4 protein-coding genes are annotated in these 14,241 nt (G+C 56.4%); all 4 read left to right on the forward strand.

The features are described 5' to 3' along the window. Positions 1-110: 110 nt before the first annotated feature. The gene (locus SBI19_RS03540; protein WP_317964990.1) at positions 111-3,398 is read left to right on the forward strand and encodes a glycoside hydrolase family 9 protein; all 3,288 of its coding nucleotides are present in this window, start codon (positions 111-113) and stop codon (positions 3,396-3,398) included. A 117-nt stretch (positions 3,399-3,515) separates the two neighbouring features. Beyond that, complete coding sequence (locus SBI19_RS03545; protein ID WP_317964992.1) at positions 3,516-7,340, forward strand: glycoside hydrolase family 48 protein; 3,825 nt, start codon at positions 3,516-3,518, stop codon at positions 7,338-7,340. A gap of 168 nt (positions 7,341-7,508) precedes the next feature. Further along, a complete protein-coding gene (locus SBI19_RS03550; protein ID WP_483312238.1) occupies positions 7,509-12,335 on the forward strand; it encodes a glycoside hydrolase family 6 protein in 4,827 nt (1,608 codons plus the stop codon). Between the two features lie 96 nt (positions 12,336-12,431). Beyond that, positions 12,432-14,241: glycoside hydrolase family 44 protein (locus SBI19_RS03555; protein ID WP_483312231.1), on the forward strand; the 1,810-nt coding region annotated here is incomplete at its 3' end.

Raw genomic sequence — 14,241 nt, forward strand, 5'->3', positions numbered from 1 at the left:
ATTGATATTACCACCATAAACGGGCTTCGGACTCGTCGAAGAAAGGAGGAAGGTAGGCGACACAACCTAGATACTTGGAATTCAATCGGCAAAGGAGAGGGAGAACCTTAATGAGACGTACGCGGACAATGGCTGTCAAGCTTCTTGCGTACACGCTAACGGCATGTCTATTGCTAGTCGGTTCACCATTGGGCGGATCGATTCAACAGGCGAGCGCAGCAGGCAATTACAATTATGCCGAAGCGTTGCAGAAAGCGATTTATTTCTATGAGGCGCAGCGTTCGGGCAAGCTGCCCTCGAATAATCGGGTAGAGTGGCGGGGGGATTCCGCACTGACGGATGGCGCTGATAACGGCGTAGATCTTACGGGCGGCTGGTATGACGCTGGCGATCACGTGAAGTTCGGACTGCCGATGGCGTTCTCGGCTGCCATGCTGGCATGGTCGGTATATGAGTATCGCGACGGGTATGTACAATCGGGACAGCTCGATGAGATGCTCGACAACCTGCGCTGGGTGAACGACTACTTCGTCAAGGCGCATACCGCTCCGAATGAGCTGTATGGTCAAGTCGGCACAGGCGGGATCGACCACCAATGGTGGGGGCCGGCCGAAGTGATGCAGATGGAACGCAAGTCGTACAAAATAACCGCTTCTTGCCCTGGCTCCGACCTGGCAGGAGAGACAGCGGCGGCGCTTGCAGCGTCTTCCATCGTCTTCGCCAGCACGGATTCGGCGTATTCGGCGAAGCTGTTGACGCATGCGAAGCAGCTGTATAACTTCGCGGATACGTATCGCGGCAAGTATTCCGACTGCATAACGGATGCGAAGCAGTTCTACAACTCCTGGAGCGGTTATTATGACGAGCTGACATGGGGCGGCATCTGGCTCTATCTGGCGACGAATGATCAGACGTATCTGGATAAAGCGATTCAAGCAACGAATGGCTGGGGCAGAGATCAATCCGGCGAGATCGGCTTCAAATGGACGATCGGCTGGGATGACGTTTCGTACGGATCCTCCGTGCTGCTTGCTCGTACATTGACTCAGCTCGGACGCCCAGAGGCTTCGACGTGGGTTGCGCAGACGGAGAAAAACTTGGATTACTGGACGGTCGGCACAAGCGGTCAACGGATTACGTATACGCCAGGCGGTCTGGCATGGCTCGATTCGTGGGGCTCGCTGCGCTACGCATCGAATGCCGCATTCCTCGCGTTCGTCTACTCGGATTTTGTAACGGATGCGACGAAGAAGTCGCGGTACGTCAATTTTGCAACGAAACAAATCAACTATGCGCTTGGTGACAACCCATCGAATCGAAGTTATGTGGTCGGCTATGGCGCCAACCCGCCGCAGCATCCGCATCATCGGACTTCGCACAGCTCTTGGGCTGACACGATGCTCGATCCGACCAATCATCGGCACGTGCTGTACGGCGCGCTGGTAGGTGGTCCGAATGCTTCAGACAGCTACACCGATTCGGTGTCCGATTATGTGAGCAATGAAGTCGCGACCGACTACAATGCCGGTTTCACGGCATCGCTCGCGAAGATGAATTTGCTCTACGGCGCGGGTCAGCAGCCGCTTGCGAATTTCCCGGTTGCCGAGACGAAGACCGATGAGATGTTCGTTGAAGCGGCGATTAATCAAGCGGGAACGAATTTTACCGAGATCAAGGCGCTGCTGAACAACCGTTCCGGCTGGCCGGCACGGATGGGCGATAAGCTGTCGTTCAAGTATTTCATGGACCTGAGCGAAGTTTACAATGCGGGCTACACCGCAGCGAACCTGACTGTCGTGACGAACTACAACCAAGGCGCGACGGTATCGCAAGTGCTGCCTTATGACATCGCGAATCACATTTATTACGTGAATGTCGATTTCACGGGAACGAAGATTTATCCAGGCGGTCAACCTTATTACAAGAAGGAAGTACAGTTCCGGATTACGGGGCCGCAAGGTGCGTGGGATCCTGCGAACGATTACTCCTATGCAGGGTTAGTGACGCAGACACCGGCGAAGACGACGCTTATTCCGGTTTATGACGCAGGCGTGAAGGTGTTCGGTCAAGAACCGACGGCTGCGCCAGTAATGGTTCCTTCTGCTCCAGCGTCGCTCACCGCGGCAGCGGGCAATGCGCAAGCGGCATTGAATTGGAGCGCGTCGACAGGTGCGACGAGCTACAACGTGAAGCGGGCAGCGGCAAGCGGTGGTCCATACACGACAGTAGCAACGGGCGTCACAGGCACGACTTACACGAACACTGGCCTGACGAACGGCACGACGTACTACTACGTTGTAAGCGCTGTGAACAGCGCTGGCGAATCGACGAACTCCGCGCAAGCGAGTGCGACGCCGCAAGCGATTGTTAGCGTACCGGCTGCGCCAGCATCGCTCACGGCGACGGCAGGCAATGCGCAGGCGACGCTGGCGTGGACGGCATCCAACGGTGCAACGAGCTATAACGTGAAGCGAGCGACGACGAGCGGCGGCCCTTATACGACAGTGGCGACGGGCGTCGCAGGCTTGTCCTATACGAATACGGGCCTGACGAACGGCACCACGTACTACTATGTTGTAAGCGCTGTTAATAGCGCAGGCGAATCCGCGAATTCGGCGCCAGCGAGCGCAGCGCCGGCAGCGCCAATTACAGTGCCTTCTGCGCCGGCTTCACTCACTGCGACTGCAGGCAATGCCCAAGCGGCATTGAGCTGGACGGCATCCATCGGAGCGACGAGCTACAACGTGAAGCGGGCGGCGGTTAGCGGCGGTGCCTTCACGACAATAGCAACGGGTGTGGCGGGTACGACGTACACGGACACGGGTCTGACGAACGGCACGACGTACTACTACGTTGTAAGTGCGGTGAACAGCGCCGGCGAATCGGCGAATTCGGCAGCAGCAAGCGCATTGCCGACAGGCGGCGGTACGACGCCAACGAGCAATCTTGTCGTTCAATACAAGCTGAACAACTCGAACGCATCTGACAATATGATCTACGCGACATTCAACATTAAGAATACGGGCGCTTCGGCGGTAAGCTTGAGCGGTCTGAAGCTGCGCTACTATCTGACGAAGGACTCGGCAAGCGCATCGCTGAACTTCTGGACGGATTACGCACAGGTTGGCACGAGCAATGTTAGCGGTGTGTTCGGCTCCGTCAGTCCTTCGAAGACGACGGCGGATACGTACTTGGAGCTGTCGTTCAGCGCAGCGGCGGGCACGATCGCCCCGGGCGGTCAAACCGGCGATATCCAGATCCGTATCGCGAAGTCCGACTGGACGAATCTCAATGAAAGCAATGATTATTCGTTCGACGGTACGAAGTCTTCGTTCGCGGACTGGAACAAAGTGACGCTGTACCAGGGCGGTACGCTCGTATGGGGCATTGAGCCTTAAGCGGGATGCATGCTGAATGGATTTTATGATTTCATCGTTCGCAGACGGGCTGGGCGTCTACAGAGAGGCGTTTGGCCCGTGCGATATATCTATTCATTTAGAAGGAGGAAATTAGCAATGTTTAGACCGGCAACCCGCAAGGGTTTGGCAATCGTTCTTGGTGCGGCGCTGTCGCTTTCGACTGGCGTCGGCACTTTGAACGTTGCACCGAAGAAAGTGGAAGCAGCGGCAACGACCGTTGAGGGACAACGTTTCCTGCAATTGTACAATCAATTGACGAGCCCGACGAATGGTTACTTCTCCCCGGAGGGCATTCCTTATCATGCCATTGAAACGCTCCTTAGCGAAGCGCCGGACTATGGCCATATGAGTACGTCCGAGGCGTACAGCTACTGGCTGTGGCTGGAGACATTATACGGCTACTACACAGGCGACTGGACGCATCTGGAGAAAGCCTGGGACAACATGGAGAAGTACATTATCCCAGTCAATGAGGGCGACGGCAAAGAAGAGCAGCCGACGATGAACTACTACAATCCGAACAGTCCGGCAACCTATGCGCCAGAGAAGCCTTTCCCGGATCAATATCCAGTTGTGCTTGGCAACAGCAAGTCTCCAGGCAAAGACCCGCTCGACGCTGAGCTCAAATCCACATACGGCAACAACCAGACGTACCTGATGCACTGGCTGATCGACGTTGACAACTGGTATGGCTTCGGCAACCTGCTGAACCCGTCTCACACGTCCACGTACGTGAATACGTTCCAGCGCGGCGAGCAGGAGTCGGTATTCGAAGCGGTTACGCATCCATCCCAAGACAATCAAACGTTCGGCAAGCCGGGCGAAGGCTTCATGTCGTTATTTACGAAGGAAAGCTCAGCTCCTTCTAAGCAATGGCGTTATACGAACGCATCCGACGCGGATGCACGCGCTGTCCAAGTTATGTATTGGGCGAAGCAGCTCGGCTACAACAATGCAACGTATTTGAACAAAGCGAAGAAGATGGGCGACTATCTCCGTTACGACATGTATGACAAATATTTCGAGAAAATCGGCAGCTCCTCCACGGGCAACCCAACGCCTGGTACAGGCAAAGATGCAAGCATGTACCTGATGGCTTGGTATACGTCATGGGGAGGCGGTCTTGGCGACAACGGCAGCGGCAACTGGGCATGGCGCATCGGTGCAAGCCATGCGCACCAAGCTTACCAGAACCCGGTCGCGGCGTATGCATTGTCGACGACCGCAGGCGGCCTGATCCCTGCATCGCCTACGGCTCAAACGGATTGGAATACTTCGCTCCAGCGTCAGCTTGAGTTCTATACATGGCTGCAATCGAGCGAAGGCGCGATCGGCGGCGGCGCAACGAACAGCTGGAACGGCGACTACTCCGCTTATCCTTCCGGCACCAGCACGTTCTACGGCATGGCTTACCAACAAGCGCCGGTGTATCATGATCCCGATTCGAACCAATGGTTCGGCTTCCAAGCATGGCCGATCGAACGCGTCGCCGAGATGTACTACATTCTCGCATCGAGCGGCGACCATACGAGCACGAACTACCAAATGGCGAAACGCATCATGGACAGATGGGTGGACTACGCTCTCGACTATACGTTCGTTAACCAGAAGCCGGTTACGGATGCAAACGGTTACTATCTGAATGCGGCTGGCCAAAAAATTCTTGGCGGCGCGAATCCGGCGATCGCTACGACGTCGGAGCCTGGAGAGTTCTACATCCCGGGCACGCTTGAATGGTCCGGTCAGCCAGATACTTGGAATGGTTATTCCACGTACACGGGCAATCCAACGTATAAGACGGTAACGAAGGATCCAAGCCAAGACGTAGGCGTACTCGGCAGCTACATTAAAGCGCTATCGTTCTATGCAGCGGCAACGAAAGCAGATACTGGCGCTTACTCGGCGCTTGGCAACCAAGCGAAAACGACGGCGAAAACGCTGCTTGACACGATCTGGAACTTCAACGATGGCAAAGGTATCGTAAAGCCGGAGCAGCGCGCGGACTACTTCCGCTTTTTTACGAAAGAAACCTATATTCCTTCCGCTTGGTCCGGCAAGAACGGTCAAGGGGCAACACTCCCGGGCACGAATGGCATCGCTTCCGATCCTGCTAAAGGCGGCGCGGGCACATACATCAGCTATGTGGACCAACGTCCTAAGATTACGCTGGATCCAATGTGGTCTTATCTCTCGAACTTGTACAACACTTCCTACAATACAACGACGAAGAAATGGGAGAGCGGCACGCCGACCTTCACTTATCACCGCTTCTGGGCGCAAGTTGACGTCGCGACGGCATACGCAGAGTATGACCGCCTGATCAACAGCTCCTCTGTAACGACGGCGCCGGCAGCGCCTACAGCACTCGCTGCAACGGCCGGCAATGCACAAGCGACATTGTCGTGGACAGCTTCAAGCGGCGCAGCAAGCTATAACGTGAAGCGCGCGACGACGAGCGGCGGTCCTTACACGACGGTGGCTACCGGCGTGACCGGAACGACGTACACGAACACGGGTCTGACGAATGGCACGACATACTACTATGTCGTCAGCGCAGTGAACAGTGCAGGCGAATCTACCAATTCGACGCAAGCAAGTGCAACACCAGTGGCAGCGGTAACCGCACCAGCTGCTCCGACGGGTGTGACGGCAACGGCCGGCAACGCGCAAGCGGTGCTCACATGGGCGGCATCGACGGGTGCAACGAGCTATAACGTGAAGCGTGCAACGACCAGCGGCGGTCCATACACGACGATCGCAACGGGCGTTGCAGGCACGACGTACACGAACACGAGTCTGACGAATGGTACGACGTACTACTACGTTGTCAGCGCGGTGAACAGCGCAGGCGAATCGGCGAACTCGACGCAAGTGAGCGCAACGCCGACTGCACCAGTTACAGCTCCGGCAGCGCCGACAGATGTGATGGCAGCGGCAGGCAATGGGCAAGCGACATTGACGTGGACAGCATCGACAGGCGCGACGAGCTACAACGTGAAGCGTGCAACGACAAGCGGCGGTCCATACACGACCGTAGCGACGGGCGTAACGGGCACGACGTACACGAACACGGGCCTGACGAACGGCACGACGTACTACTACGTTGTAAGTGCAGTGAACAGCGCAGGCGAATCGGCGAACTCGACGCAAGTAAGCGCAACGCCAGTGGCGCCAGTTACGATTCCGGCAGCGCCTACGACGCTGACGGCAACAGCCGGCAACGCCCAGGTCGCTCTGAACTGGAGCGCTTCTACTGGTGCGACGAGCTACAACGTGAAGCGTTCAGCGACAAGCGGCGGCGCATTTACGACAGTAGCAACGGGTGTAGCGGGCACGACATTCACGGATACGGGCTTGACGAACGGCACGACGTACTACTATGTCGTGACGGCAGTGAACAGCGCAGGCGAATCGGGCAACTCGCCGGTTGCAAGCGCAACGCCAGTGGGCAGCACGACGACTAGCAGCCTTGTTGTTCAATATAAGCTCAGCAACTCGAACGCTAACGATAACCAAATCTACGCAACGTTCAACATTAAGAACACGGGAACAACGGCTGTAAGCTTGAGCGGATTGAAGCTGCGCTATTACATCACGAAAGATACGACGAGCGCTTCGCTGAACTACTGGGTGGACTATGCGCAAGTGGGCTCGAGCAATATAAGCGGCGCGTTCGCTTCGATCAGCCCGGCGAAGACGACGGCTGACACGTACTTGGAGCTGTCGTTCAGTTCGGCGGCAGGTTCGATCGCACCGGGCGGTCAATCGGGCGAGATCCAAGTCCGCATCGCGAAGTCCGACTGGTCGAACTTCTCGGAAAGCAATGACTACTCGTTCGATGGAACGAAATCATCGTTCGCGGACTGGAACAAAGTGACGCTGTACAACAGCGGTTCGCTTGCATGGGGTATTGAGCCGTAAGGCAGATACGCTAACCAAATCGCAGTAAGCAGAGTACGAAGGACAGGAACAAGAGTGCAAGGAACCCGAACTCCCACGGGTTCCTTCCTCTCATCCATATTACAGTCGAAGAAGGAGTGACACGACTTGTTCAAGGCAATAACGAAACGCACCGCGAAAATGCTTCTCATGTTCGCTGTCGTATTCAACGTGTTCGTTACTTTCGGAGCGGCAACGACAAGCGCTGCCGTTGAAGCTCACGTTGACAACCCTTATGTGGGTGCGACGCAGTACATCAACCCGGATTACGCGGCTCTGATCAATACCTCGATTGCGCAAGTAACAGACCCTGTGTTGAAGGCCAAAATGGAAACGGTTAAATCGTATCCGACGGCAATCTGGCTCGATCGCATCGCTGCGATTCAAGGCGGCGCGGCTAACGGCGGACGCCTCAGCCTCGAGCAGACGATGGATAACGTGCTTGCTGCGAAGCAAGGCAGCACGCCGATCGTTGTTCAATTCGTCATCTATGATTTGCCGGGCCGCGATTGCAAAGCACTCGCATCCAACGGCGAGCTGCCGCTGACGGCAGCAGGTCTTGCAACGTATAAAACGCAATACATCGACGCGATTACGAGCGTTCTCTCCAAATCCAAATACGAAGGCATTCGGATCGTGACGATCATCGAGCCGGACTCGCTGCCGAATCTCGTGACGAACCTGAGCGATGCGAACTGCGCAGCGGCGAATTCCTCCGGCATCTATGTGGATGCTACGCGTTATGCGCTGGATAAGCTGCATGCGATTCCGAACGTGTACACGTACATGGATCTTGGCCACTCTGGCTGGCTGGGATGGGATTCGAACCGTGGTCCAGCCATCGACCTGATCACGACGGTCGTTAACGGCACGGTTGCTGGCAAGGCAAGCGTGGACGGCTTCATTACGAACACGGCGAATACGACACCGCTCGTTGAACCGAATCTGCCGAATTCGGACCTGCAGGTTGGCGGCAGCCCGCTGAGATCGGCCTCTTATTATGAATGGAATCCATATTTCGATGAAGCCGATTTCACGGCGGCGCTTTACTCCGGTTTTGTTGCCAAAGGTTGGCCGGCTTCGATTGGCTTCCTTGTGGATACGTCCCGCAACGGCTGGGGCGGTCCGAACCGTCCAACGGTTGCCAGCGGCTCGACGGTAAGCGACTATGCGGATTCCGGCCGCATCGACCGCCGTTACCACCGCGGCAACTGGTGTAACCCAGCGGGAGCGGGCATGGGCGAAGCGCCGACTGTAGCGCCTGCGGCATATGCCTCCTCGCATATCGATGCGCTAGTATGGGTGAAGCCGCCTGGCGAATCCGACGGATCCAGCTCGCTCATTCCGAACGATGAAGGCAAAGGCTTCGACAGAATGTGCGATCCTACGTACATCAGCGCAAACGGCAAGCCAACCGGCGCGCTGGCTAATGCTCCAGTATCCGGTCACTGGTTCCATTCGCAATTCGTAGAGTTGGTAACGAACGCATACCCAGCTATTCCGCAGACGGTTGTCGCTGCAGCTCCAGCGGCACCAACAAGCCTGACGGCAACGGCTGGCAATGCACAGGTAACACTGTCTTGGGCAGCATCGAACGGTGCGACGAGCTACAACGTGAAACGTTCGACGACAAGCGGCGGACCGTACACGACAGTAGCAACGGGCGTGACAGGCGCGACTTATACGAATACGGGCCTGACGAACGGCACGACTTACTACTATGTAGTAAGCGCGGTGAACAGCTTCGGCGAATCCGCTAACTCCTCGCAAGCTAGTGCAACGCCTTCGGCAACTGCAACCGTTACGGTTCCTGCAGCGCCGACAGGTCTAACGGCATCAGCAGGCGATGCGCAAGTGACGCTGAGCTGGACAGCTTCGACAGGCGCGACGAGCTATAACGTGAAACGTTCGACTACGAACGGCGGTCCATACACGACGCTTGCAACGGGCGTCACTGCAACAAGTTATGTGAATACGAGCCTGACGAACGGCACGACCTACTACTATGTCGTTAGCGCGGTGAACAGCGCAGGCGAGTCAGCAAACTCGGCGCAAGCGAGCGCTGCTCCTTCGGCAACGGTAACGCCTGAAACGCATGTCGACAATCCTTACGTAGGGGCTACGCAATATGTGAACCCAGACTACGCGGAACTTATTGATACGTCAATTGCGCAAGTAACAGACCCTGTATTAAAGGCTAAGATGGAGAAGGTGAAAACGTATCCGACGGCTATCTGGCTCGATCGCATCGCTGCCATTCAAGGCGGAGCGGCTAACGGCGGACGTCTCAGCCTCGAGCAGACGATGGATAACGTGCTTGCGGCGAAGCAAGGCAACACGCCAATTACCGTTCAATTCATTATCTATGATTTGCCAGGCCGCGATTGCAAAGCGCTCGCTTCCAACGGCGAGCTGCCGCTGACGGCAGCAGGTCTTGCAACGTACAAAACGCAGTACATCGATGCCATTGCAAGCGTCTTATCCAAATCCAAATATGCGGGCATTCGCATCGTGACGATCATCGAGCCGGACTCGCTGCCGAATCTCGTGACGAACCTGAGCGATGCGAACTGCGCAGCGGCGAATTCCTCCGGCATCTATGTGGATGCTACGCGTTATGCGCTGGATAAGCTGCATGCGATTCCGAACGTGTACACGTACATGGATCTTGGCCACTCTGGCTGGCTGGGATGGGATTCGAACCGTGGTCCTGCCATCGACCTGATCACGACGGTTGTTAATGGCACGGTCGCTGGCAAGGCGAGCGTGGACGGCTTCATTACGAACACGGCGAACACGACACCGCTCGTTGAACCGAATCTGCCGAATCCGGATCTTCAAGTCGGCGGAAGTCCGCTGAGATCGGCCTCTTATTATGAATGGAATCCATATTTCGATGAAGCCGATTTCACTGCGGCGCTTTACTCCGGTTTTGTTGCCAAAGGCTGGCCTACGACGATCGGCTTCCTCATCGACACGTCCCGCAACGGCTGGGGCGGGCCGAACCGTCCAACGGTTGCCAGCGGTTCGACGGTAAGCGACTATGCAGATTCCGGTCGTATCGACCGCCGTTACCACCGCGGCAACTGGTGTAACCCAGCGGGAGCGGGCATGGGCGAAGCGCCTACGGTAGCGCCTGCAGCTTATGCATCCTCGCATATCGATGCGCTTGTATGGGCGAAACCGCCAGGCGAATCCGACGGATCGAGCTCGCTCATTCCGAATGATGAAGGCAAAGGCTTCGATAGAATGTGCGATCCGACGTATATCGGCGCAAGCGGCAAACCGACTGGCGCATTGGCTAATGCACCAGTGTCGGGTCACTGGTTCCACGCGCAATTCGTAGAGTTGGTCACGAATGCATACCCGGCTATTCCTTATTCGACAACGGTAACGACGCCAGCGGCGCCTGCAAGCCTGACGGCAACGGCAGGTAATGCACAAGTGGTGCTGTCGTGGACAGCATCGAGCGGCGCAACGAGCTACAACGTGAAACGTGCAGCGACAAGCGGCGGCGCGTATACGACAGTGGCAACAGGCGTGACGGGCACGACGTACACGAACACGGGTCTGACGAATGGTACGACGTACTATTACGTTGTCAGCGCAGTGAACAGCGCAGGCGAATCGTCGAACTCTGCGCAAGCAAGCGCAACGCCAGTGGCGCCAGCAACGGTTCCTGCAGCACCTACGGGACTGACGGCGACGGCAGGCAACGCGCAAGTGGTGCTGTCGTGGACAGCATCGAGCGGCGCAACGAGCTACAACGTGAAACGTGCAACGACAAGCGGCGGCGCGTACACGACAGTGGCAACTGGCGTGACGGGCACGACGTACACGAACACGGGTCTGACGAATGGCACGACTTACTACTACGTCGTAAGCGCAGTGAACGCAGTCGGCGAATCCTCCAACTCTGCACAAGCAAGCGCAACGCCAGTGGCGCCGGCAACGGTTCCAGCAGCGCCAACGGGACTGACGGCGACGGCTGGCAACGCGCAAGTGGCGCTGTCGTGGACAGCATCGACGGGCGCAACGAGCTATAACGTGAAACGCGCAACGACAAGCGGCGGTCCTTATACGACAGTTGCAACAGGCCTGACGGGTACGACGTACACGAACACGGGCTTAACGAACGGCACGACGTATTACTATGTCGTCAGCGCAGTGAACGCAGTTGGCGAATCGGCGAGCTCGTCGCAAGCAAGCGCAACGCCAGTGGCGCCAGTAACGGTTCCGGCAGCACCAACGGGACTGACGGCAACGGCTGGCAATGCACAGGTGGCACTGTCGTGGACGACATCGACAGGCGCAACGAGCTATAACGTGAAACGTTCGACGACGAGCGGCGGTACATTCACGACGATCGCAACAGGCGTAACGGGTGCGACGTACACAGATTCGGGCCTGACGAACGGCACGACGTACTACTATGTTGTGAGCGCAGTGAACAGCGCAGGCGAATCGGCTAATTCGTCGGTTGCAAGTGCAACGCCAGCAGGCAGCACGACGACGCCTAGCAGCCTCGTCGTTCAATACAAGCTGAGCAACGCAAATGCGAATGACAATCAAATCTATGCAACGTTCAACATTAAGAACACGGGTACGACAGCAGTAAGCCTGAGCGGTCTGAAACTGCGTTACTACCTGACGAAAGATTCGACGAGCGCATCGCTTAACTATTGGGTGGATTATGCGCAAGTAGGTACTAGCGCAGTGAGCGGCGCGTTCGGCACGATCAGCCCTGCGAAGACGACGGCGGATACGTATCTTGAGCTGTCGTTCAGCAGCGCAGCAGGCTCGATCGCACCAGGCGGCCAAACAGGCGATATCCAAGTCCGCATTGCGAAGTCCGACTGGACGAATCTCAATGAGAGCAATGACTATTCGTTCGATGGAACGAAGTCGTCGTTCGCTGACTGGAACAAAGTAACGCTGTATAACAGCGGTACGCTCGTATGGGGTATTGAGCCTTAAGCGAGTAAACGCAATTAGCAGGCAACACCGAACTGAGAGGTGCTGCGGCCTGGCGCCGCAGACCTCTCCTTATTTGTAAGAAGAGGGGTGAATGATTTGACAAGCAAGAAGAAGGCGAAATGGATCGCTGCCGTGGCGAGCGCGGCGCTTCTGTTTCCTTCCATTGTTCCTGCGTCGCAGACTGCATCCGCAGCTGCGACCAATGTAACCATTACCGTTGATCCAACCGCCGAGAGGACGAACATTAGCCCTTATATTTATGGTACGAACCAAGATTTCACGAATACGGCTGATTACACGGCGCGCCGCATGGGCGGCAATCGAATGACCGGCTACAACTGGGAAAATAACGCTTCGAACGCAGGCAGCGACTGGCTTCATTCCAGTGATGACTTTGCGTGTAACACGACCGTGAGCGGCTGCAATGCACCAGGTGCAGCGGTGACGAAGTTCCATGATATTTCACTTGCGAACGGAAGCTACTCGCTTGTGACGCTTCAGATGGCGGGCTATGTATCGGCAGACAAGAACGGTGCGGTATCCGTCAGTGAGACGGCCCCATCTTCGCGTTGGCGTACAGTCGTCAATTCGAAGGGCAGCGCATTCTCCCTGAACCCGGACGTGAACGACAATAATGTCTACATGGACGAAGAAGTGAACTTCCTCGTGAACAAGTACGGATCGGCTTCTACCTCTACGGGCATTAAAGGTTACTCCCTCGATAACGAGGCGGATTTGTGGTCCAACACGCATCCGCGCATTCACCCGAATGCGGTCGGGGCGCAAGAGCTGGTAGACCGTTCGGTTTCGCTCTCAAAGGCAGTCAAAGCGGTAGACCCTGCGGCTGAAATTTTCGGTCCGGCATCCTATGGTTTCGCCGGCTACTTATCGCTGCAGGACGCGGCGGATTGGGCTTCGTTGAAAGGAAACTACAGCTGGTACCTCGACTACTATCTCGACAAAATGAAGCAGGCAAGCACAACGGCAGGCAAACGTCTGCTCGACGTGCTTGACGTTCACTGGTATCCAGAAGCAACAGGTGGCGGCACGCGCATCACGTTTAATGGAGCGGGCTCTCTCGAAACGCAGAAGGCGCGCGTTCAAGCACCGCGTACGCTGTGGGATTCGACGTACCATGAAAGCAGCTGGATCGGCGATTATTTCTCGTCCTACCTGCCGATCATTCCGAAGCTGCAATCGTCCATTAATACGTACTACCCGGGCACCAAATTAGGCATTACCGAGTACAGCTACGGCGGCGAAGGAGATATTTCCGGCGGTATCGCGCAAGCGGACGCACTCGGTATTTTCGGCAAGCTTGGCGTGTATTTCGCTACGTTCTGGAAGCTGGAGACGAATGCCGAGTACGTCAACTCAGCGTTCAAGCTGTACCGCAACTATGACGGCAACGGCTCCAAATTCGGCGACATTCATGTCAAGGCGAACACGTCGGACATTGAGAACAGCTCCGTCTATGCGTCGGTCAAAGATGCAACGAATAACGAGCTGCATCTCATTGTTTTGAACAAAAGCTTCGACAACGCGCAGAATGCAACAATCCAAATTGCCGGCAGCCAGGCGTACACGTCCGGCACCGTGTATGGCTTCAACAATTCAAGCACGGCGCTGAGCCAAGCGGGTACCATCGCAAGCATTAGCGGCAACCAATTCACGTATTCGATTCCGCCGCTGACGGCTTACCATATCGTCCTTAAGCCAGGTGCATCGACCGTGACGACACCTTCTGCGCCTACAGGACTGACGGCAGCGGCAGGCAATGCGCAAGCGGTTCTGTCGTGGACGGCATCGAGCGGTGCGACGAGCTATAACGTGAAGCGTGCAACGACAAGCGGCGGCGCGTACACGACGGTAGCGACAGGCGTGACAGGTACAACGTACACGAACA

Source organism: Paenibacillus sp. CCS19 (assembly GCF_033239625.1).
In the GTDB taxonomy this organism is placed as follows: domain Bacteria; phylum Bacillota; class Bacilli; order Paenibacillales; family Paenibacillaceae; genus Paenibacillus_T.

Excerpts from the sequence above, each read along its gene's own strand:
- SBI19_RS03540 (WP_317964990.1), top strand. The coding sequence starts at position 111 with ATGAGACGTACGCGGACAATGGCTGTCAAGCTTCTTGCGTACACGCTA.
- SBI19_RS03545 (WP_317964992.1), top strand. The coding sequence starts at position 3,516 with ATGTTTAGACCGGCAACCCGCAAGGGTTTGGCAATCGTTCTTGGTGCG.
- SBI19_RS03550 (WP_483312238.1), top strand. The coding sequence starts at position 7,509 with ATGTTCGCTGTCGTATTCAACGTGTTCGTTACTTTCGGAGCGGCAACG.